Below are 21,797 nucleotides of genomic sequence, written 5' to 3' on the forward strand. Positions count from 1 at the left end.
CAATGACTTGGCACAAATCTCGCCAAGTCGAAGGGGCGCACTATGTCAGGGCTGATTGGTTATCTCAAGGTGCGTGCCGCATGCCCGATGCGCACCATGCCTGTGGCGCGGTCGCGACGGCGTGCTAGCGTTGCGCCATGATCGATCCCGAACAGCGCTTCTCCTACTCGCCGGTCGTGACGCGGCCAAAACTGGCGTTGCCCAACAACGCGCGCGTCGCAGTCTGGGTCGTCCCCAATATCGAGCACTACGAGTACATGCCGGCCGACGTGCGCGTGCGCAATCCCTGGCCGCGGCAGCCGCATCCCGACGTGCTGGGCTATGGCGGCCGCGACTACGGCAACCGGGTCGGCCTGTGGCGCATGTTCGAGGTGCTGGACAAGCACGACATCCGCTGCACGGTATCGCTGTCGCTCTCGGTGATCGAGATGTATCCCGAGATCCTGGAGGCCATGGAGGCGCGCGACTGGGAATACATGTCGCACGGCCTCTACAACACGCGCTACCACTGGTCCTACGGCGAGGACGAGGAGCGCGCCGCCATCGCGCAGTGCTGCGAGATCCATGAACGCCTGACCGGCCGCAAGCTGCGCGGGTGGTTCTCGCCGGCAGTGTCGTTCACGACCAACACGCCGGACCTCGTGGCGGAGGCCGGTATCACCTACTACTGCGATTTCTATCATGACGATCAGCCGACGCCGCTCAAGGTACGCAGCGGCAACCTGATCAGCATCCCCTACTCCATGGATATCAACGACGCGATGATCTACCGCCGGCCGCTGGAAGCTGCTGAGTTCACGCAGATGATCATCGACCACTTCGATACCGTCTATCGCGAGGGCGCCACGCAACCGCGCGTCATGTGCATCGCATTGCATCCCTACATGATGGGCGCACCGCATCGGCTGGCACATCTCGACCGGGCGCTCGCCTACATCCGCAGCCACAGCGACGCCTGGATCACCACGGGCGCGGAGATCGCCGACTGGTACATTGCCCACGGACTGGCGCCCTTCCGGCAGCACCTGGGAGTCCCGGCATGACCGCGTCTATCCCGCCGGGTATGGATAACCCCTACTACCCGTTCTCGCCCATCGATCGGCGCCTGCCGCTCGTGTGGCCGAAGGGCAATCGCCTTGCCTTCTGGGTGATGCTGGCGATCGAGTACTGGGAACTTCAGGCGCCGCCCGGATCGCACAAGGACCCGCGCTTCGTGGGTGAATACGGCAGCTACGACCCAGACTATCGTACCTGGACCCAGCGCGAGTACGGCAACCGCGTCGGCATCTTCCGTGTGCTCGATGTTCTGGACCGCCATGGCATCAAGGCCACCGTCGCGCTCAACAGCGCCGCGGCCAAGCGCTACCCCTACCTGGTCGAGCAGTGCCGTCAGCGCGGCTACGAGTTCATCGGCCACGGCAGCCATGCCACCCGCATGCTGACCGGCAAGATGAACGAGGAGGAAGAGCGCGCCGCCATCCGCGATGCGCTCGATACGCTGGGACGGACCACCGGCAAGCGGCCGCGTGGCTGGCACGGCCAGGACTTCGGTGAATCACAGCGCACACCACGCCTGCTGGCCGAGGCCGGGCTCGATTTCGTCGCCGACTGGCCCAACGACGATCAGCCGTATGCAATGACCATGGACCGCAGGTTCGTCTCGTTGCCGACGCAGCCGGAATGGGACGATGTCCAGCTTCTGTGGTTGCGCCGGGTCGAAACGTCACGCTACCCCGCGATCGTCGCCGAAGCCTTCGATGGCCTCTATGCCGAAGGCGGCCGTGTCTTCTGCCTGGCCCTGCACCCCTGGCTGATCGGCATGGCGCACCGCATCCGCTACCTCGACGAAGCCCTGAAGCGCATCGCCGGCAGGTCCCAGGTGTGGCAGGCGACGGCTGGCGAGATCGTCGACGCCTTCAACGCCGCCAGCTCCGGGCAATAACCTGCCACGTAATTGAAGCGCCGCCGCGGGCAGCCGATATGATGGCGATCATGCCGGGAGGACTCGACGTTGAAACTGCGCATCGCCTTTGCCGGCGGAGTCGCGCGCGGCCTGGAGCCGCGGGTCCGAGGCCGCCTGCGGATCGACCACGATATCGTGCTGGGCGATGAGGACGGGATCGGCGCCCACCTGCCCGATATCGACGTGTTGGTGACGCTGGCGTTCAATCGCGACATGGCTGCGGCGGCGCGACGCCTCAAGCTGGTCCAGGTGCCTGGCGCCGGTCTCGACCGCATCGACCGCTCCGCTCTGCCAACCACGACATGGCTCGCCAACGCTTATGGCCACGACACCGGCATTGCCGAACACGTCATGGGCGCCATGCTCAGCATGAGCCGTCCGTTCAGCCGCCTGGACGCCAGGATGCGGGAGGGCGTGTGGGAGAGCGGTTGGGGTGGCGTGGTCGTACCACCCTATTCCGAACTGGCGGGCAAGACCCTGTGCATCCTGGGCTATGGGCATATCGGCCAGGCGCTGGCGCGCCGCGCCCGCGCCTTCGATATGGACGTCCACGCCATGCGCCGCGATACGGCACACGGCGCCGATCCGTCACTGGTGTCGTTGAGCGGCCCCGAGGCACTGCCGGATCTGCTGCGGCGAGCCGACTACCTCGCCGTCACGCTGTCGCTCAATGCCACGACCCGCGGCATGCTCGGCCCCCGCGAGCTCGGACTGATGAAACGCTCGGCAATCCTGATCAATGTCGCGCGGGCCGAAATCATTGACGAAGAGGCGCTCTATCACGCGCTGGCAAGTGGCCACATCGCCGGTGCTGCCCTTGACGTCTGGTATCGCTACCCGTCCGGTCCCGGCCCCACCTTCCCCGGCAACCAGCCCTTCCATACCCTGCCCAACGTGCTGATGACGCCGCACATGTCCGGCTGGACGGAGGGCATGGCGGAATCCCGGGCCGATACCATCGCCGAGAACATCCATCGGGTGGCGCGCGGCGAGCCGCCGACCAACCTGATCCAGGCACTGTAAGCGCCAGCCTTCGGATTGGCCGAAGGCCGGCTTCGGTATCTTCGAATTGCGCCAGACGATCGCGCAGGCCAATTCGAACTTGAACCTTGCGCTATCGAAGATGGACTGTTGCTGTCGAGGAATCGTTCCGTGCGCCTGCCTTTTTTCTACGGTTGGATTATCGTCGCCGTCGTCTTCGTGACGATGGCCATCGGCGTCAACGCGCGCACCGCGTTCTCGCTGCTGTTTCCGCCGATCCTGCACGATTTCGGCTGGGAGCGCGGCGTGGTTGCCGGCGCCTTCTCGTTCGGGTTTCTCGTCTCGGCTGCCGTGAGCCCGATCCTCGGCTGGCTGATGGATCGGCGTGGCCCCAAGGTCGTGATGGAGCTGGGCGTCGTCCTGATGGGCGCCGGCCTGCTGCTGGCGGCTTATGTCACGCAACCCTGGCACCTCTATGTCACGCTGGGCGTTCTGGTGGGCGGCGGCAGCATCTGCCTGGGTTACACGGGGCAATCGCTGTTCCTGCCCAACTGGTTCGTGCGCCGGCGCGGCCTGGCGCTCAGCATCGCGTTTGCCGGCGTCGGGGTCGGCTCGATCGTGCTGTTGCCCTGGATGCAGTCGTTCATGGATCGCACCGACTGGCGCACCGCCTGCTGGATGCTGGGTGTGGTCGTCCTGGTCGTGCTGGCGCCGCTGAACCTGCTGCTGTGGCGGCGCCCAGAGGATCTTGGCCTGCAGCCCGACGGTGACAGCAACGCCCCCAACACCGGCACCACCGGTCCCGCATCGAACGTGGTCGATCCGGCCTGGGCCGCCGTCGACTGGACCCTGGCCCGTGCCGTCCGCACCAGCCGGTTCTGGTGGATCGCCGTTGCCTATGTCAGCGGCCTCTACGCCTGGTACGCCGTCCAGGTGCATCAGACCCAGTACCTGGTCGAGATCGGCTTCACGACGTCCGACGCCGCCTGGGCACTGGGCTTCGTCAGCCTGGTCGCCATTCCCGGCCAGATCGCGCTGGGCTACATCTCCGACCGGATCGGCCGCGAATGGGTGTGGACAGTGGCCTGCCTGGGCTTCGTGATCTGCTTCCTGGCCCTGATCGCCTTGGAACACACTCCCTCACCGGTGTTGCTGTGGCTGATGGTCGTGGCACAAGGTGCACTCGGCTACGGCTTCACCTCGGTCATGGGGGCCATCGTGGCCGAGATCTTCCAGGGCCGTCACTATGGCTCGATCTTCGGCGTCGTGATGCTGCTGATGATCGGTGGCGGCGCGGCGGGCCCGTGGCTCACCGGCGTCATCCACGATGAGACCGGCAGCTACGCGCTCGGCTTCTGGATCGGTGCCGCGCTGAGCGTAATCTCCGCGATCACCATCTGGTTCGCCGCGCCGCGCAAGGTACGCGCCGTGGCCGGCCAGGTGCACCGCATCGTCCGCGCGAAGGCGGCCTAGCGGTGCGCAGGTTAAACCGTTCGCCCCACCACATCCGATGAGCCGTCGTCGGTCGCAGCCGGGGCGTGCAGCCCTTGCACCGGCGATCCCAGTAGCGCCTTTCGCCGGTCGCCCGCCTGGCGCATGAAGGGCTGCGGTCGCGCGAAATAGCGCCGCGGCGACATCCCCAGGAAGTAGCGGAATTCCCGGATGAAGTGCGACTGGTCCACGTAGTGCGGATCGATCAACGTGCCCCAGGAACCCGGCGGCACGTCGCGGATGGCCGCGAGCGAGCGCAGAAAGCGTTGACGCCGCAGCAGGCGCATTGGCCGCAAGCCGAAATAACGCAGGCACAATCGCTCGAGTTGCCGCGTCGACAACGTCAGGCAGGTGGCCCAGTCCTCCACGGATCGGTTGCCGGCATCGACGAGGGCGGCGTGCGCTTCTCGGACGATCGTGGGTGCCATCGGCCGCGGGGCCAGCCGATCAAGAAGGTACCGATCAAGGGCTTCGACAACCCCATCACCGTCGGCTAGCGCCCGCAGCATCGGAACCAGATCGCCCGCATGAGGGCCGAATGCATCGGACAGTGGCCGCAAGCGGTTGGCAAAGGCGTCCGCCGGCTGGCCGGTCAGCTGAACCCATCCTTCCGGAAGGATGCCGATGCCCATGCCGATCCCCGGCGTGCCGTAGGCAACAAGACCGCGCTCCTGCGTCCCACTGATCGTCGCTTCCGCTACGGGCTGGACTGACTGTCCGAGAATCTTGACCCGCCAACGGCCCGAGAGGACCAACCGGATGTTGGCCCACTCCGGCGGAAACATGTCCTCGACGTCATCCGGTCCGGCGATGTGCAGGACATAATAGGTGGAGACAGCGTGACGCAGCGCCGGCGCCGGCAGAAAGAAGTGGACGGTCGCCTGGGACATGACATCCCCGACTTCATGCTGCGGCGAGATATTTCGTCGCTGGTGCTGCCTTATACAATTGTTCGGGACAGTTCTCCACTGGCGCCGGCTACGATCTCCCCCACAGCCGCCTGGTTGCGATACGGGCGCCTTCCGCCGCGGCCTGCAGCTTGGCCCACACGACGTCGGGCGCCACGAATTCGTACCCGGCGAAAGTGCCGAAACCGCAATCCGTGCTGGCGATCACGCGCGTGCGATCACCCACCGCCGCCACCGCTTCGCAGATGCGGTTGGCGACCACCTCGGGATGCTCGACATAGTTGGTCGTCGAGTCCAGCACGCCCGGCAGCAGCACCATCTCGGCCGGCAATGTCTGACGCTTGAGTTCGGCATATTCGTGCTGATGCCGCGGGTTGGCGAACTCCAGGCTCAACCCGCCGACCCGGGCCTGGTACAGCAACGGCAGGATGTCGCCCACCGGCACGTCATGCACGTGCGGCCCCTCCCAGTTGCCCCAGCAGCAATGCAATCGCACGCGGTCGCGCGGGATGTTCGCCAGTGCCTCGTTGAGGGCTGCGACATGCAGTTCGACAACCGCCTGGAATTCGGCCAGTGACTTGTCCTGGAACAGCACGACGCGCTCCATCGCCAGGTCGGGCGCATCCAGCTGCAGGACAAAGCCGCGGGCGACGATCAGCTCGTATTCCTTCCTCATCTCGCGTGCCAGCGCGAAGACGTACTTCTCATGGCTATCGTACCAGGCGTTCAGCATGGTCGTGGCGATGATACCGGGCGACGCCGCCGTCATGAACCGATCGACATAGCCCCCGGCATGTCCAGCGCTGGCGGCGTCGAACAGGGCACATTCCTGCTCGGCCGCACTCAGGTCCTCGTACGAAACATCGGCGATCGCCTGTGGTGCGTCACGCACCTTGGAACGCCGCGGGAAACGCGCCACCGAGGCCTGGGCGAAGCCGGGAAAGTCACGGAAGTCCGTTGGGAACGGTCGCTTGGAGGCACCACCGAAGCCCTTCATGCGCTGCGGCACATAGGTCTGAAACCCGACCCGTGGTTGCTCGCCATCGTTGATGACGTCGACACCGGCCTTGATCTGCTGGCGCACGACCGCCTCGACCGACTGTTTGACCTCGCGTGCGAACGTGGCGTCGTCGATCGGCTCATCCCGTTCCTGGCGGATCAACAGGTCCGTAAGTGTCGCTGACCGTGGCAGGCTGCCGACATGCGTGGTCAGGATTCGATCGGTGCTGAGCTGCATCGCGTTCTCCTGTGGTCAACGGGCCGTCGCAGCGTCGCCGACGCTGAAGCGATCGACCCAGCGCGTCATGTCTGCCACGGATGTGTTGCCGCCGCACAACACCAAGCCGATCATCGCATCGGCGCCAGCCCGCTTCACGACCTCGCGCGCCGCCGGAATGAGGCAGCCCGCGGCCGGCTCGACCCACAACCGGGCCTCCTCTGCCAGCGTGACAGCACCGGCCACCGCGTCGGCGTCGGACACGACGATCACCTCTTCGACCAGGGCTTTGACATGCTCGAGCGTTCGTTCGGTCACGTAGGGTGCGCCCAGGGTCGAGGAAATGGACGTGACCTTGATCTGTACCGGTCGCTGCGCAGCCAACGCCTGCGCCATGGCATCGGCGCCCTGCGTCTCCACGCCCCAGATACGAACATCAGGTTTGACCGCCTTGATGGCGGTCGCCACGCCCGAGATCAAGGCACCACCACCGATGCTGACCAGCACGTCGGTCAACCCCGGTGCGTCGGCGATGAACTCGAGGCCCAGGGTACCGTGCCCGGCCATGATCAGGGGATCGTCGTACGAATGAACGTAGGTCAGGCCCTTGGCCCGCTCGGCTTCGGCAACGTCGAATGCCGCCGCGACGTCGGGTGTCAGGATCAGATTGGCGCCATCCGCACGGATCCGCGCCTTGGACCGTTCTGGTGCGGCCTGCGGCATGACGATGGTCGCGGCCAGTCCCATGGTGCGCGCCATCATGGCCGTGGCGATCCCATGGTTGCCACCGCTGACGGTCACGATACCCTTGTCTCGTTCCTCAGCCGACAACGACAGCACCTTGTTGACGATGCCACGCGGTTTGAAACAACCGGCAAGCTGCAGCGTTTCGAGCTTGAGCGCGACGGGTCGGCCCAGCACGGCTGCCAAACCCGGGCTGGCGACGCACGGGGTTCGCAGCACCTGCCCGGCGATGACGCCCTCAGCCTTGCGAATATCGTCGATCGTGATCCTGAGGCTCATACATTCCTCATCGCTCGTATCCATGTTCACGCACGTCAGCGCGCACGCGACATCAATGACCCGGTTCCGCCGGTAGCGATAGCATCGAATGACCCGGGAGAGTCAGCTCGGCATGTAGCGTGGACCGCGGCGGCCGGCATCCTTGTCGTCCTCGGCCGCCTCCAGATCGGCCACGCGTTGACGCGCGCGCGACGCGGCCGGCGCATGCAGGATCTGCACGGGTGATCCGAGGAGCGCCTTTCGCCTGTCCCCGGTTTGACGCATGAAGGGTTGCGGGCGCGCGAAAAAGACCCGGGGCGACATGCCCAGAAAATAATGGCACTCCCGGATGAAATGCGGTTGGTCGACATAGTGCGAGTCGATCAGCATGCTCCACGAGCCCGGCGGCACGTCGCGTATGGCGGCCAGTGTGCGCAGGAACCGTTGCCGCCGCAGCAGACGTTTCGGTGGCAGGCCGAAGTAGCGCCGGCACAATCGCTCCAATTGACGCGCCGACAGTTTCAGGCTGGTGGCCCAGTCGTCAACGGAGCGGTTGGCATCATCGAGAAGCGCGGCGTGCGCCTCTCGCACGATCGAGGGTGCTGCCGGCCGCCCCGCCAACCGGTCGACGAGATACCGGTCGAGCGCTTCGACGATCTCCTCGTCATCGGCCAACGTGCGCAACGTCGGGACCAGGTGGTCTGCCGCGGCCCCGAATACTGTGGCGAGCGGCCGCAAGCGCTTCGCGAAGGAGTCGGCGGGCTGTCCGGTCAGCTGTACCCAGCCTTCGGGTAGGATGCCGACGCCGGCGACCAGCCCCGGCGTACCACGGACTACCGAACCTCGTTCCTGGGTGCCGCTGATCGCCGCTTCTGCCACGGGCTGGAACGGCTGGCCGAGAATCTTGGCACGCCACCGCCCCGACAGGACCAGGCGGATGCTCGCCCACTCCGGCAGAAACATGTCTTCGATGTCGTCCGTCCCGGCGACGGTCATGATTTGGTAGGTCGTGATGGCGTGACGCAACGCGGGCGCCGGTAGAAACAAGCGGACTGTCGCCCGTGACATTCGCGTTTTTGGCCCTCATGCGGCGCCGAGGTGTTCGTCGCCCACGGCCCCTTTGTACAAGTGTTCTGCAGCGCCCTCCAACACAAATGCCCGCCGGAACGGAAAGCGCGGGTCTAGTGGTCTCCCCCTATTTCGGCTGACCTGGATAGGCCGGAAACGCGTCCGCGAGTCCGTCGAACAGCGCGATCATCCGCAGGCGCCACCCATGAACGGCGCTCCCGTGCTCGATAACGTCACGTGGACTGCCCAGGCGGGCCCATTGCAGGACGGAAAACACGGCGTAGTCGGCATAGGTCGGTCCAGCACCGCCGATGAAAAGCTGCTCCTCCAATGTGTGCTCCAGCGGCACCATCGCCTGGTGAAACCGGATCAGACCGGCAGCCGGATCGGCACAGGCTTCCTCGAAGGTCATGCCGAGGTCCCGCTCGCGCGACTGCCGGAAATAGGCGCGATCGTCTGCATGCAGGCACCAGATGAAGTCGGCGTAGATGACCCGGCGCAACAGCGGCGCCAGCACGGTGTCGCTCCAATTGCTGATGAAACGGGCCATCCCACGGGCCCTGTCGCCGCCGAACAATGTCGGGCGGTCGGCAAAGCGGTCTTCGAGATGGAGCGCGATACGCCAGCTGTCGTGGATGGCGCGATCACCATCGACCAGAACCGGCACCATATCCTGGCCGCTCAGCCGCCTGATGATCTCGACGTCGGCGAACCGCACCGCGACATAGTCGGCCGCCACCCCCTTGTGGCGCAGAGCGTAGCGGACACGCCAGGAGAACGGGCTGGGCCGGCGTCCCTCGTGGCCAACCCGCTCATACAGGGTCAGGGCCATGGCATCCTCACGTCGGAGCGATGCCATGGCCGAAGCGGTCAGTCACGGCCGCGGCATAGGTGTTTCCATCTGATCTGTCATGACCGTCGATGGCCGTCGATGGCAGCCTTGAAGAAACTGACGATCACCGGATGCGGGCGGCTGAGCGTGCTGGTGAGCTGGGGCACAAACAGCGTCGCCAGGAAGAACCGATGGCGGGGAATCGTGAGGATTCTCGCTTCCCCATCCGCGTCCTTGCCGACGATCATGAGCCCCGCCTCGTGCAGGCGCTGCTGATGGTCGGGATTCAATCCGAAATTGCAATAGTACTGCTCGGACACCGTCCTCGCGCCATAGATGGCTTCGGCACGACTGCCCGGTTCGATCCTCACGTCCATCGTCTGGCCGACCAGCGAGCAGGACAGCGGCGTGACGAACAGGTTGGAGGCGTAGGGATCGTATTCGGCGTGTGCGGCGTCGGTGAAGCCCAGCACATTGCGTGCGTATTCAATGACGACGTGTTGGCAGCCTCCGCATGTGCCCAGCAGCGGGACATCCCCTTCCCGCGCATAGCGGATCGCATCGAGTGCGCCTGACAGGCTCGCATAGGGACTGCCCGGGGCGATCCAGACCGCATCGAAACCCCGCAGGCGTTCGGCCGCCCCGCTCTCCAGTGCCGCTGTCGATACCCACTCGATCGCGATGCGCTCTCCCAGCGCCGCTTGCGCGTGGTCGACGGCTTCGTTCGTCTTGGCGTGGGGAGGAAACGACGGCGTGAACTCGCCGACGATTGCAACCGATATTCTCGTCATCGCTATCTACCACCAGGTCTTTCGATTGTCGTGGCCTTGAACCTGGATTCTGGGTTGATATAAGTAAAATGACTTTGAAAGCATCATTGATATGACTAATACTAATGTCTCTCTGTCTCATCTTCGCGTGCTGAACACGGCCATCGAAAAAGGAAGCTTTTCGGCAGCCGCGGAAGAGATCGGCATCACGCAGTCTGGTGTGAGCCAGAGCATCAAGCATCTTGAGGCAACCCTGGGGGCTCAGCTGCTCATCCGGCACCGCGACGGCGTTGCGCCGACCGAGCTGGGCAAGGCGGTGCTTGCCGACGCCCGGCTCGCGCTCCAGGCCATCGAGCGCATCCGGCAGGCCTGCAGCGCTGCCAAAGGCGTGCCGTCGGGCCGGATCCGTCTCGGCAGCATCTCGAGCGTCGCCGCGCGGATGCTGCCGTCCATCCTGGCGCGATTCCGCCGGCAGTATCCCGGCGTCAAGATTGATCTCATCGAAGGCACTGAGACCGAGATTGGCGAGTGGGTCGAGAACGCGGTCGTCGATTTAGGATTGACGGGAGAGACGACGCCGAACGTGCTGGCCTCGCCTGTAGCGGAAGACGACTTCGTCCTGGTCGTCGGCGCCAAGCACCGCCTGGCCGGGCGGCGCTTCATCCGGCCGGCAGACATCGCACAGGAATCGTTCTTGATGTCGACCTCGGGTTGCGAGCCGGCCATACGCCGGATCTTCGGCGCGGCCAACATTAATCCTCCCATCGCCTTTCGCGTGCGCGACCCGGAAGCGCTGGTGAACATGGTCGGCCAGGGGCTCGGCGTGACGATCATGCCACAGCTCTCCATCCCCGACAGGGTGCGGGGAGTAGTTTGCGTCTCGATCCAACCGCGCCAGGAACGCCGGATCGTCGCGATCACAAGCTCTGATCAACCCGAGATGCCGGCCGTCGAGATCTTGAAAGTGATGCTCATGAGGGGCAAGAACGCAGGGTAGCTCGCAGCGCTCGCGTCTTGATCGAATGGGAGGTCGCCGGCCTCACCGGCGAATGGCACGCTGTGTGCACCCGCGATAGGGTGACTTGAGCCGACACAGTTGATGTGCTTGGCTCCCGACCCGGGAAATCAGGGGGACTCACCATGATACGACTCATTCACCGCGCCGTTCTGGCGGGCGCCAGCCTGCTGCTTGCGACCGGGAGCGTCGTGGCACAAGCTGACAAGCCGATCACTGTCGGCCTCGACGGCACGTTCGCGCCGCATGCCATGCCCAAGGTCGGCGGCAAACCGGGCGAGGTTGAGGGTTTCAATGTCGATCTGGCGAACGAGATCGCCAAGCGTCTGAAGCGGCCGATCAATGTCGTGGCGCAGGAGTTCTCGGGCCTGATCCCGGCGCTCAACGCCGGCCGCTTCGACTGGCTCGCAGCCCCCACCACCGTAACGCCCGAACGGGCGAAGAACCTGCTGTTCACCGAGGGCTATCTCAACACGTATTATCAGCTCCTGCTCAAGAAGAGCACGCCCGACATCACCAGGATTGAGGACCTCAAGGGCAAGAAGCTCACGGTCAACAAGGGCTCGGCCTATGACAAGTGGGCCGATCTCAACAAGGAAAAGTACGGCTTCGAGGTGCTGGCCTTCCCGACCCAGACCGACTCGGTGCAGGCGGTGATGGCGGGCCGCGCCGATGCCAACCTCGGCGGCAACACCGTGGTCGCCTGGGCGGCGAAACAGAATCCGACGCTGAAGCTGGGCGCCAAGGTCGATGAAGGGTTGATGTGGGCGGCACCGTTTCGCAAGGACGATGTCGCCGGCCGCAATCAGGTCGAAAACGCTCTCGAATGCCTGAAGCTTGACGGCACCATCGCCCGGCTGCACGAAAAGTGGTTCGGCATCAAACCCGAACCCGGCTCGGCGGCTGTGACAGTCTTCAAGGGCTATGGTGTACCCGGCACCGAGGGGCATGACCCGACTGAGCACACGCCGCAGTGCGGCTGAGGCGAGTTGATGCTCGGACGATGACAGCGATCGACCGCCCCATCCTCGAGGTGCAGGGCCTACGCAAGAGCTTCGGCGCGGTCGAGGTGCTCAAGGGCATCGACTTCCGTCTGCGCGAGCGCGAACTGGCGTTCATCATCGGACCGTCGGGCTCGGGCAAGAGCACGTTCCTGCGCTGCTGCAATCGCCTGGAGGAACCCAGCAGCGGCGCCATCCGCGTCGACGGCACCGATATCCTGGCGCACGGCGTCGACATCAACGCAGTGCGCCGGCGGATCGGCATGGTGTTCCAGTCCTTCAATCTCTATCCGCACATGACAGCCTTGGGTAACGTGACGCTGGCGTTGCGACTGGCGTCGCGTAAATCCAAGGCTGAAGCCACGGATATCGGACAGGCGGCGCTGGCGCGGGTCGGTCTTGCGGAAAAGGCGCACGCCTATCCGGGCGAGCTCAGCGGCGGCCAGCAGCAGCGCGTCGCTATCGCACGGGCCCTGGCCCTGGAACCCAAGATCGTGCTGTTCGATGAGCCGACCAGTGCGCTCGACCCGGAACTGGTGGGATCCGTGCTGCAGGTCATGCGCGACCTGCGCGAGGCCGGCATGACGATGCTGGTGGTCAGCCACGAACTGCAGTTCGCGCGTGCAGCGGCCGATCGCGTCGTCTTCATGGAAGATGGCGTGATCGTCGAGCAAGGGCCGCCGGCGCAGATCTTCGGCGACCCGCAGCAGGCCCGTACGCGGGCGTTCGTGGCGCGCATCGACGGACATCGGTGATGTTTCTTGGGACTGCGGGCGTCCACGCCCGCAGTCGCCCGAAGCGTGAGCGAAGGGCGACCTCATGTTCGGCGCTCCGCGCCGATGCGGGCGTGGACGCCCGCGGTCCGAAATAGGATGAGTCCATGGATCGCTTCCTCTTTACGTTTTTCAACGGCGAGGTGATGTGGGAGTACCTGCCCAAGATCCTCTCGGGCATGTGGGTCACGACTTATCTCGCCGCTTTCGTCATCGTCACCGGTCTCGCGTTGGGCCTGCTGCTGGCCCTATTGCGCTCTATCCTGTCACAAACGATGCCGGCGCCGTTGTCGTGGCTGGCCGAGGCCGTGCGGCTGCTGATCATCTTCTTCGTGGACCTGATGCGCTCGGTGCCGCCGCTGGTCCTGATCGTGCTGTTCTTCTACGGCCTGCCGGCCTTGGGCCTCGACATTGCCGGCCTGGGCGCAACCTGGTTGGCGCTGTCGCTGGTGCTGGCAGCGTTCGCCGAGGAGATCTACTGGGCGGGCTTGGTCGCCGTCGCCAAGGGACAATGGGAAGCCGCGCGCTCGACCGGGCTGGGATTCCTCCAGACCCTGCTCTACGTGATCCTGCCGCAGGCGATCCGGTTGACCATACCCCCGCTCACCAACCGCACCATCGCCATCACCAAGGGTACGGCGCTGGGTCAGGTCGTGGCGGTGCAGGAGATCCTGTATCAGGCCTATAGCGGCCTTTCGTTTTCGTCCAATCCCTCGCCGCTGACCCTGGGCGCACTCGCCTATCTCGCGCTGTTCCTGCCCGTGGTTGTCGTCGGGCGCTGGATCGAGACGCGCTTCGCGTGGCGTCGGTGAGGGCCACGCCATGAGCGACATCATCGCGCTGTTCTTCAATGCCGAGATCATGGCGAAAACGGCCGGCTTCCTGCTCGACGGCCTGTGGATGACCCTGCTGCTGTGCCTTGTCGTGATCCCGGTTGGTGCGCTGGGCGGCCTGGCGGTGGCGGTGCTGGCGGCGTTGAACCGGCGCTGGCTCAACATCATGCTGGTGATCTACGTCGACGTCTTTCGCGCCCTGCCGCCGCTGGTGCTGCTGATCTTCGTCTACAATGTGCCGCCCTTCGCCGGGTACCGCATCTCCGAGTTCGAGGCAGTCGTCGTTGCCTTCCTGCTCAACACCTCGAGCTATTACGGTGAGATCTTCCGCGCCGGCATCGAGAGCGTCGGCCGCGGCCAGCGCGAGGCGGCGCGATCGACCGGCCTGGGCTGGTGGCAGACCATGGCCTGGGTGGTATTGCCGCAGGCAGTGCGCAACGTCCTGCCGGACCTGGTCAGCAACACGCTGGAGGTCGCCAAGCTGACGTCGATCGCCAGCGTCATCGCGCTTCATGAACTGATGTTCGCGGCCCGCTCGGCGCAGCAGGCGACCTTCAACTACTCGCCGCTGATCCTCGCCACCGTGATCTATTTCGTGCTGCTGTGGCCAGTGGTACGCTTGCTGAGCCGTCTGGAGCACCGCAAGATCGCAGCGCGCTAGCGCAGGAGTTTCGCATGTCCGAGCGTATCCTGGTGATCAACCCGAACTCGACCGAGGCCTGCACCCAGGGCATCGACGAGGCCATGGCGCCGCTGCGCATGGCGGGTGGGCCGCAAATCGAGTGCATGACGCTGAAGGAAGGGCCAGCCGGTGTGCAGAGCCAGGCCGATGTCGAGCGTGTCGTCCAGCCGCTGGCACGCACGGTGGCGGCGCGTGACAACGACTGCAGCGCTTTCGTGATCGCCTGCTTCAGCGACCCCGGCCTGCATGCCTGCCGCGAAGCGACACGCAAGCCGGTGCTGGGCATCGCCGAGAGCGGCATCCTCACGGCGCTCACCCTGGGCCAGCGCTTCGGGGTGATCTCCATCCTCAAGACGTCGATCCCGCGCCACCTGCGCTACATCGGCCAGATGGGCATGCAGGCCCGCTTTGCCGGGGACCGCGCCGTCGGGCTGGGTGTCGTGGAGCTGACCGACGAGGCCCGCACGCTGTCGCGCATGATCGATGCCGGAACCGAGCTGCGCGACAAGGATGGCGCGGATGTCCTGGTCATGGGCTGCGCCGGCATGGCCCGGTACCGCGATCGCCTGCAGCAGGCCATCGGCGTGCCCGTCGTCGAGCCGACCCAGGCGGCCGTTGCCATGGCCGTGGGCCAGGCGCGGCTGAAATGGGCGGCGTGACGGTATCACGTCGGACGCTTCTCGCCGCGGCGGGCACCGGCGGGCTGATGGTTGGCGGTAGTCGTACCCTGCGCGCTCAGACCGGACCGACCATGGGCGCCGCGCTCTATCAGCGTGTCGCGGGCTACAGCCAGTGGCCGCACCATCGCACCGGCACGCCGGAAGGCAAGGACACGGTCGACTGGTTCGAGGCCCAGCTCAGGGAGCTTGGCGCTGCGACCAGCCGCTGGTCCTATGCCTATGACCGCTATGACTGGCGCGTGTCGGTCACGGCCGACGGACGACCCGTCGACGCCCTGCCGCTGTACTACGAGGGTGTCGGCGAGCTGGCGACCGATGCACCGTTCGTGCGGCCCGTCACGCTGGCCAACAACTTCGATACGTCGGACCTCGAGCAGGCCCTCGCCGAAGCGAAGGACAGCGATCTTCGGCTGGCCGTGTTCCTGACCTTCGGCCGCTTTGGCAATCTGCCGCCGCGACCGGCGCTGATCGGCGTCAATGTCGATCCTGACAAGCCCAAGTCCGGTCTCCCCACGGTGCTGGTGTCGGGCGTCCATCTCGATGCCATGGCCAGTGGCGCGGTGACGGCCGCCGTCAGCGCCCAGCGCGTCGCCGACCGGGCCGCGAACGTATTCGGCCGGCTCGGCACGGGCGATGGCGCCCCCCTGGTGATCACCACACCGCTCACCGGCTGGTTCACCTGCGCTGGCGAACGGGGCACCGGTATCGCGGTCGCCCTCGAGCTCGCCCGGTCCTTCGCGGCGGAGATGCCGGTGGCCGTCATTGCCACGACCGGCCATGAGCTGGAAAACTACGGCATCCGTCAGCAGCTCAAGGCAGGTCTTGGCTTCGCGCCGCGGGCGGTGATCCATATCGGCGCCTCGCTGGCCGCGGGCTGGTTCGCACCGGGCTCGGGCGCCCTGCAGCTCTTCCCCGGACGGTTGGCGGCGGCCAACCGTCCAATCGACGGCGATTCACCCTTGGCGACAGCGTTCAAGGCCGGCGCCTTCCAGCCGGCGCCACGCTTCTTCGGCGAGGCGAAGGAATGGGCGGCGCATCTGCCCGAGACCACGCCCCTGCTCTCGTTCGCCGGCAGCTTTCCGCTGTTTCACACGCCGCAGGACACACCCGAAGCCGCTACGTCACCGGCGTTGCTGCAGACCGTGTTCAGCGCCGTGCGCGATGCGGCGAAAGCGGTGCTGGGATGACCCTCTCCGCCCACGCAGTAGCTTAGTGAGTTCCTGGGAGCGCGGGCGTCCCGCCCGCTCATGCCTTGGCGCTGCGCGACAATGCGGGCGGGACGCCCGCGCTCCCAGGAATGATCGTGTGAAATTCGGCAGCCGTGTAGCGGGCGGAAAGGGTTTCAGGACTTCGGTCCTTCCGCCGGGGGAAAGACGATGCGGTCGTCGGTGCGGCAGTAGCGATCGGCGAACATGCGGCCGACAGGGTGATATTTGTCGGTGTAGACCCGCATCGCCTTGGGGTCCCACAATTCATCGCGCACGTGGAAGCGCAGGCCCTCACCGATCACCAGTTGGCGGTCATCCTTGACGTTGATCACCTGCCAGGTGCGGCACTCCATGGCCCACGGCGCCTGCGCGATCCGCGGCGGCGCCACGTCCACCGAGGGCGCCAGGCTGAGGCCGAGGTAGTTCGGCTCGCCGATCTCAGGTGGGAAGTCGCCACTCGACTGATGCATCTTCTCGGCCAGCGGCTCGTCAGTCAGGTTGACGACGAACTGCCCGCTCCGCTCGATGTTGATCCAGGTGTCCTTGATGCGCCCGTCGGGCCGCCGGTTGATCGCAAACATGATCAACGGCGGATCCTCGGCAAATGCATTGAAAAAACTGAAGGGCGCCGCATTCACCACGCCGGTCGGCCCGAGCGTCGTCACCCACGCGATCGGACGCGGCAGGATGAAGGAAATGAGCAGCTTGTAGCGATCGTGATGACTGACTTCGGATGCAGCGTATTGCATGGGAGACCCGGCACCAGGGTGATGGAAAGTGCCGGGACTATACCCGTCCAGCGGGCTTTTAGAACAGCGGCCGCGCGCCGAACCCTGCCATCTTGATCATTTCCGGCGCCGGCTTACCCAAGGGACGCGACGCATCGGGCGACTCGCAGCGCAGGAACTGGCCGCTGCCCTTCTCGGCGTTGAGCGTGCCGTTCTCGACGACGACGCGACCACGGCTGATGACGGTGGTTGGCCAGCCGGTGATCTGGCGGCCTTCGTAGGGGCTGTAGCCGACATTGTCATGCAGGTCGGCCCAGCGCACGGTGACCTGGCGATCGGGATCCCAGATCGCCAGATCGGCATCGCTGCCGACGGCGATAGTGCCCTTGCGCGGATAGAGGCCGTAGAGCTTGGCATGGTTGGTCGCCGCCAGCGCCACGAAGCGGTGCAGATCGATGCGGCCCTTCTGGACCCCTTCGGAAAACAGCAGCGGCAACCGCAACTCCAGGCCTGGAACACCGTTGGCCATCTCCTTGAAGGTCGTCTTGAGGCCCTTGGGGATCTTGCCGCCCTCGTTGAATTGATAGGGTGCATGATCGGACGAGAAGACGTCGAACGTGCCGTCCTTCAACCCGGACCACACGGCCTCCTGTGCCGCCGAATCGCGCGGCGGCGGGCTGCAGCACCACATGGCGCCCTGTACGTCGGGCTTGTCGAGGTCATCGGCGGTGAGCGCGATATACTGCGGACAGGTCTCGGCGAAGATCTTGAGACCCTTGGCGCGGGCCTGGCGGACGGTGTCGATCGCCTCGATTTCCGACATGTGCACGATCAGCATCGGCGCATCAACCAGCCGGGCCAGCGCAATAGCCCGGTTGGTGGCCTCCGCTTCGGCGACACGGGCGTGAGCAATGGCGTGATACCGCGGCGCCACGTGCCCCTGCTCGACCAGATGGTGCGCCAGCCACTGGATCATGTCGTGGTTCTCGGCGTGCACCATCACCAGCGCGCCTTCGCGACGCGCCAGCGCCAGGATGTCGAGCAGCTGATAGTCGCTGACCTTCAGGGCCTCGTAGGTCATGTAGATCTTGAACGACGTGTAGCCATCGCGAATCAGCGCCGGCAGTTCCTGGCCCAGCACCTGCTCCGTCGGATCGGAAACGATCAGGTGGAAGGCGTAATCGATGACGGCCTTGGGCGTCGCGGCGGCGTGATAGTCCTGCACCACGGTGCGCAGCGACATGCCGCGGTGCTGGGCGGCAAACGGAATGATCGTCGTGGTGCCGCCGAACGCCGCCGACACGGTACCGCTGTGAAAATCGTCGGCGCACATGATACCCATACCCGAGCGCTGCTCGACATGAACGTGACTATCGACCCCGCCCGGCAGGACGAACTTACCCGCAGCGTCGATCTCGCGCGCGCCATCCCCGCCGATGTTGCCCAGCGCTGATATGATGCCGTCCTTGATGGCGATGTCGCCTTCCAGGGCGCGGTCGGCGGTGACGATGCGGGCGTTGCGGATGGCAAGATCGAAAGTTGGCACGTGCTACTCCGGGCGAAGGGGCTGTCACTCTGCTGCCAGCGGCGAGGAACGACCGGCCGCAGCCAGCCGCCGCTCGAGCCGGCGAATGAGGTTGTCGAGTTCGGCGAGATCCGTCGCTCCCAGCGATGACCCGGGAGAACGCTGCCGTGCGCTGCGGATCGCGCCGCGACGGCGCAGGACTTCCTTGCGCAGGGCCAGCCCGATGCCGGGCTGCTGCTCATGACGCACCAGCGGCAGGTAGAGGTCGTACAGGTCCTCTGCCTCTTCTGCCTTGCCGCCGGCGAACAGCGCATAGACCTGTGCCAGCATCTCGGGCCAGGCGAAGCCGGTCATGGCACCGTCCGCACCGCGTCTCAGTTCCTGTACGTAGTACAGCCCGCCATTACCCACCAGAATGGACACACGGCGACGTCCGGGGCGCTTTTCGTCTTCACGGATGCGCGTGATCTTGCTCAGACCGGGACAATCCTCGTGCTTGAGCATCACAAGCTGGGAAAAATCATCGACCAGCCGATTGAACACGGGCACCGGCAGGAAGACCGACGTCGATTGTGGATAGTCCTGGAAGACGACCGGCACATCCGGGCCCAGTGCGGCAAAGACCTGGGCATAATAGGTGTAGAGCCCATCGTCACCCTTGAGGCCCGGGGTCGGTGCCACCATCACGCCGGCAGCGCCTGCGTTCATCACCTCGTGCGACAGGCGGCGCAGGTTGTCGATACCGGCATGGCTCACGCCGACGATCACCTGCCGGTCGCCGGCGCGCGCGATGACGCGCCGCACAACGGTCAACGACTCATCGGCTGACAGCTTGTGGGCTTCCCCCATCATTCCCAGCAGCGTGAAGCCGTTTACACCGCTGCGAATGTAGAAATCGGTCAGGCTGTCGATGCTGTCGGTGTCGAGAGCACCGCTGTCGGTGAACGGCGTTGCGGCGATGATGAACACGCCCTTGGCGGACTCATCGAGGCGCTTGGCAGACATCGGGAACTCCTGCGTGATCGTCGCGATCATGCCATTCACCCTCGGCGGCGGGAAGCTGTCGTGTGCCATTAAATGGAACGGCGAGACGCTTCCGACGGGAAATCGCGCGTCCACTCACCATAAAGCCCGCGGGTTGTGCGCGATGGCGCGCAACTGAACAGCAGCAATGCATCGCAAAGCTCTTGCTATAGCCAACACGCTCGCGCCACACTCCGGCGCTTCTGACGGTCCGCAAAGTAACGACTATCGCGGGACGGTGGATGACGTGTTCACGCTGATCGTGCAACGGTTGATCATTTCCATACCCGTGCTTCTGGGTGTGTTGCTGATCGGCTTCCTCCTTCTTCAGGTCGTGCCGACTGACCCGGCGATCATTCTCGCCGGGCCGACCGCGAGTCAGGCTGAAGTTGCCGCAATTCGCGAGCAGCTCGGCCTCGACCGGCCGTTGTGGGAACAGTTCGCTCTCTACCTCGGACGCGTCCTGCAGTTCGACCTCGGACGCTCGATGATTTCCAACCGTCCGGTCCTGGATGAGCTGGAGTCGACTCTCGGCCCCACGTTTGAGCTGATGCTGGCGTGCCTGATCTGGGCCATCCCCGTCGGCATTGCGCTCGGCACCCAGGCGGCGCGCCGGCGCGGCCAGTGGACGGACCGCTTGATCATGGCGTTTTCGGTTGCCGGCGTATCCATGCCGATCTTCGTCGTCGGCCTGCTGCTGATCCAGTACGTGGGCGGCGCCGGCTTGCTGCCTTTCCAGGGCCGCGGCGGCCCACTCTGGACCAGCAGCGGCCTGCTGCACATCGTTCTGCCGTCACTGACATTGGGTGCCGTCTTCATCGGTCCAGTGGCGCGCATGACGCGCACATCGGTCCTTGAAACGCTGGGTGCGGACTACGTCCGCACGGCGCGCGCCAAGGGCGCCTCCGAGCGGCAGGTCGTGCTGCACCATGCCCTGCGCAACGCCTTGATCCCGGTCGTCACGTTGATCGGATTGCAGATCGGCTTCCTCTTGGGCGGCGCCGTGGTGACCGAGACCATGTTTTCCTGGCCCGGTGTCGGCCGCATGGCCGTGGGCGCCATCTCCTCCAGCGACTTTCCGGTCGCCCAGGGTGCCATCATGGTGCTCGCGGTCTCATTCATCGCCATCAATCTCGTGATCGACGTGTTCTACGGCTATCTCGACCCGAGGATCGGCCAACGATGACCGACGCGGCCCTCGTCGAAGCCGATGCGCGCGCGCTGGAGGCCCTGCGGCGCAAGAACAGCATCATCCGGCGACTGCTGCGCGACGTACCGGCGGCCCTGGCACTCGCCTTCCTGGTGCTGATCCTGGTGTGCGCGTTGTTGGCACCCTGGATCGCGCCGCACGATCCATTCGCCAACGCCATGCGCCTGCGCCTGAAAGCGCCGGGGTTCGTCAGCCCCGACGGCGCCCTATATCTCCTGGGCACCGATGCGCAGGGTCGCGACATGCTGAGCCGTATTCTCTACGGCCTGCGCGCCACCATCGGCATCGGCGCCATCGCCGTGCTGTGCGGCGGCGGACTCGGCGTCCTGATCGGCACCTTGTCCGCCTATTACCGCCGGCTCGACACCCCGCTGATGCGATTCGTCGACGTGCTGCTGTCCTTCCCGTCGATCCTGTTCGGTCTGGCACTGGCCGCCGTGCTCGGTCCCGGGCTCTTCTCGCTCTGCGTCGCGCTCAGCATCGCGGCAATCCCCACCATTGCGCGGGTTGCCCGGGGTGCCGCCACGGTGGTGATGCAGCAGGACTACATGGAGGCCGGCCGGGCACTGGGGCTGGGCGATGGCGCCCTGATCTGGCGCTACCTGCTGCTGAACTGCGGCTCGACCATCCTGATCTATGCCACCTTGCAACTCGGCCAGAGCATCCTGCTGGGCTCCGTCCTCAGTTTCCTGGGGCTGGGGGCGCAACCGCCGTTCGCCGAACTGGGCAGCATGACGGCCGATGGCCGCAAGTTCCTGCAGGCCTTCCCGCACGTCGCGACGATTCCGGCGCTGACCATTTTCTTCATCGTGTTGGCATTCAATGTGCTGGGTGACGCGTTGCGCGACGCGCTCGACCCGAAGCTGCGACAATAACCGCGCACCTGGG

The 21,797-nt window shown here is 65.4% G+C and carries 22 protein-coding genes; 13 read left to right on the forward strand and 9 right to left on the reverse strand.

Annotated features, from left to right (window positions below; all coding sequences use genetic code 11):
- Positions 1-137 precede the first annotated feature (137 nt).
- From FQU96_RS17160 to FQU96_RS17175, 4 genes are all read left to right on the forward strand, one after another.
- The gene (locus tag FQU96_RS17160; RefSeq protein ID WP_146542513.1) at positions 138-1,043 is read left to right on the forward strand and encodes a polysaccharide deacetylase family protein; all 906 of its coding nucleotides are present in this window, start codon (positions 138-140) and stop codon (positions 1,041-1,043) included.
- Entirely contained in the window at positions 1,040-1,942 is a 903-nt protein-coding gene (locus FQU96_RS17165; protein ID WP_146542514.1) for a polysaccharide deacetylase family protein, read from the forward strand. The genes FQU96_RS17160 and FQU96_RS17165 overlap by 4 nt, the downstream gene beginning before the upstream one ends.
- Positions 1,943-2,011: 69 nt before the next feature.
- The gene (locus FQU96_RS17170) at positions 2,012-2,986 is read left to right on the forward strand and encodes a 2-hydroxyacid dehydrogenase (RefSeq protein ID WP_146542515.1); all 975 of its coding nucleotides are present in this window, start codon (positions 2,012-2,014) and stop codon (positions 2,984-2,986) included.
- A gap of 129 nt (positions 2,987-3,115) precedes the next feature.
- The gene (locus FQU96_RS17175; RefSeq protein WP_255468389.1) at positions 3,116-4,417 is read left to right on the forward strand and encodes an MFS transporter; all 1,302 of its coding nucleotides are present in this window, start codon (positions 3,116-3,118) and stop codon (positions 4,415-4,417) included.
- An 11-nt stretch (positions 4,418-4,428) separates the two neighbouring features.
- On the opposite strand, the gene FQU96_RS17180 is transcribed toward FQU96_RS17175, so the two are convergent.
- From FQU96_RS17180 to FQU96_RS17205, 6 genes are all read right to left on the reverse strand, one after another.
- The gene (locus FQU96_RS17180; RefSeq protein WP_146542516.1) at positions 4,429-5,325 is read right to left on the reverse strand and encodes a helix-turn-helix domain-containing protein; all 897 of its coding nucleotides are present in this window, start codon (positions 5,323-5,325) and stop codon (positions 4,429-4,431) included.
- An 88-nt stretch (positions 5,326-5,413) separates the two neighbouring features.
- The gene (locus tag FQU96_RS17185) at positions 5,414-6,580 is read right to left on the reverse strand and encodes a cobalamin-independent methionine synthase II family protein (protein WP_146542517.1); all 1,167 of its coding nucleotides are present in this window, start codon (positions 6,578-6,580) and stop codon (positions 5,414-5,416) included.
- A 15-nt stretch (positions 6,581-6,595) separates the two neighbouring features.
- Positions 6,596-7,582, reverse strand: coding sequence for a threonine/serine dehydratase (locus FQU96_RS17190; RefSeq protein WP_146542518.1), 987 nt, complete (start codon positions 7,580-7,582; stop codon positions 6,596-6,598).
- Between the two features lie 102 nt (positions 7,583-7,684).
- The gene (locus FQU96_RS17195; protein WP_218574752.1) at positions 7,685-8,587 is read right to left on the reverse strand and encodes an AraC family transcriptional regulator; all 903 of its coding nucleotides are present in this window, start codon (positions 8,585-8,587) and stop codon (positions 7,685-7,687) included.
- A 169-nt stretch (positions 8,588-8,756) separates the two neighbouring features.
- The gene (locus FQU96_RS17200; protein WP_178130553.1) at positions 8,757-9,461 is read right to left on the reverse strand and encodes a glutathione S-transferase N-terminal domain-containing protein; all 705 of its coding nucleotides are present in this window, start codon (positions 9,459-9,461) and stop codon (positions 8,757-8,759) included.
- A 77-nt stretch (positions 9,462-9,538) separates the two neighbouring features.
- Positions 9,539-10,252: a CTP synthase gene (locus FQU96_RS17205; RefSeq protein WP_146542521.1), complete on the reverse strand. Its 714-nt coding sequence runs from the start codon at positions 10,250-10,252 to the stop codon at positions 9,539-9,541.
- Between the two features lie 91 nt (positions 10,253-10,343).
- Here FQU96_RS17205 and FQU96_RS17210 point away from each other — a divergent pair, with 91 nt between their 5' ends.
- The 7 genes from FQU96_RS17210 (at position 10,344) to FQU96_RS17240 (ending at position 16,402) form a co-directional block, all read left to right on the forward strand.
- Positions 10,344-11,228: a LysR family transcriptional regulator gene (locus FQU96_RS17210; RefSeq protein WP_146542522.1), complete on the forward strand. Its 885-nt coding sequence runs from the start codon at positions 10,344-10,346 to the stop codon at positions 11,226-11,228.
- A 143-nt stretch (positions 11,229-11,371) separates the two neighbouring features.
- On the forward strand, positions 11,372-12,229 hold the full coding sequence (locus FQU96_RS17215) for a transporter substrate-binding domain-containing protein (RefSeq protein WP_146542523.1): 858 nt from the start codon (positions 11,372-11,374) through the stop codon (positions 12,227-12,229).
- 20 nt (positions 12,230-12,249) lie between these two features.
- The gene (locus FQU96_RS17220; RefSeq protein ID WP_146542524.1) at positions 12,250-13,002 is read left to right on the forward strand and encodes an amino acid ABC transporter ATP-binding protein; all 753 of its coding nucleotides are present in this window, start codon (positions 12,250-12,252) and stop codon (positions 13,000-13,002) included.
- A gap of 125 nt (positions 13,003-13,127) precedes the next feature.
- Entirely contained in the window at positions 13,128-13,832 is a 705-nt protein-coding gene (locus tag FQU96_RS17225) for an amino acid ABC transporter permease (RefSeq protein WP_146542525.1), read from the forward strand.
- Positions 13,833-13,842: 10 nt separating this feature from the next.
- Positions 13,843-14,514, forward strand: a complete 672-nt coding sequence (locus tag FQU96_RS17230) for an amino acid ABC transporter permease (protein ID WP_146542526.1) — start codon at positions 13,843-13,845, stop codon at positions 14,512-14,514.
- Between the two features lie 14 nt (positions 14,515-14,528).
- The gene (locus FQU96_RS17235) at positions 14,529-15,194 is read left to right on the forward strand and encodes an aspartate/glutamate racemase family protein (protein WP_146542527.1); all 666 of its coding nucleotides are present in this window, start codon (positions 14,529-14,531) and stop codon (positions 15,192-15,194) included.
- The gene (locus tag FQU96_RS17240) at positions 15,191-16,402 is read left to right on the forward strand and encodes a hypothetical protein (RefSeq protein ID WP_146542528.1); all 1,212 of its coding nucleotides are present in this window, start codon (positions 15,191-15,193) and stop codon (positions 16,400-16,402) included. Before FQU96_RS17235 ends, FQU96_RS17240 begins: the two co-directional genes overlap by 4 nt.
- Before the next feature lie 155 nt (positions 16,403-16,557).
- Here FQU96_RS17240 and FQU96_RS17245 read toward each other — a convergent pair whose 3' ends face one another.
- From FQU96_RS17245 to FQU96_RS17255, 3 genes are read right to left on the reverse strand one after another with little or no spacing between them, the layout of a single operon-like run.
- Positions 16,558-17,172 carry a flavin reductase family protein gene (locus FQU96_RS17245; protein ID WP_146542529.1) on the reverse strand — a complete coding sequence of 205 codons (615 nt, stop codon included), beginning with the start codon at positions 17,170-17,172 and terminating at the stop codon, positions 16,558-16,560.
- Between the two features lie 58 nt (positions 17,173-17,230).
- The gene (gene hydA, locus FQU96_RS17250; protein WP_146542530.1) at positions 17,231-18,697 is read right to left on the reverse strand and encodes a dihydropyrimidinase; all 1,467 of its coding nucleotides are present in this window, start codon (positions 18,695-18,697) and stop codon (positions 17,231-17,233) included.
- 24 nt (positions 18,698-18,721) lie between these two features.
- Positions 18,722-19,681, reverse strand: coding sequence for a dihydrodipicolinate synthase family protein (locus tag FQU96_RS17255; RefSeq protein ID WP_146542531.1), 960 nt, complete (start codon positions 19,679-19,681; stop codon positions 18,722-18,724).
- 265 nt (positions 19,682-19,946) lie between these two features.
- On the opposite strand from FQU96_RS17255, the gene FQU96_RS17260 reads away from it, so the two are divergent.
- Together FQU96_RS17260 and FQU96_RS17265 are read left to right on the forward strand one after the other, a co-directional pair.
- Positions 19,947-20,885: an ABC transporter permease gene (locus tag FQU96_RS17260; RefSeq protein ID WP_178130555.1), complete on the forward strand. Its 939-nt coding sequence runs from the start codon at positions 19,947-19,949 to the stop codon at positions 20,883-20,885.
- Positions 20,882-21,784, forward strand: a complete 903-nt coding sequence (locus FQU96_RS17265; protein ID WP_146542533.1) for an ABC transporter permease — start codon at positions 20,882-20,884, stop codon at positions 21,782-21,784. The genes FQU96_RS17260 and FQU96_RS17265 overlap by 4 nt, the downstream gene beginning before the upstream one ends.
- The last annotated feature ends 13 nt before the right edge of the window (positions 21,785-21,797 follow it).

The organism is Reyranella sp. CPCC 100927, from assembly GCF_007859315.1.
Taxonomy (GTDB): Bacteria; Pseudomonadota; Alphaproteobacteria; order Reyranellales; family Reyranellaceae; genus Vineibacter.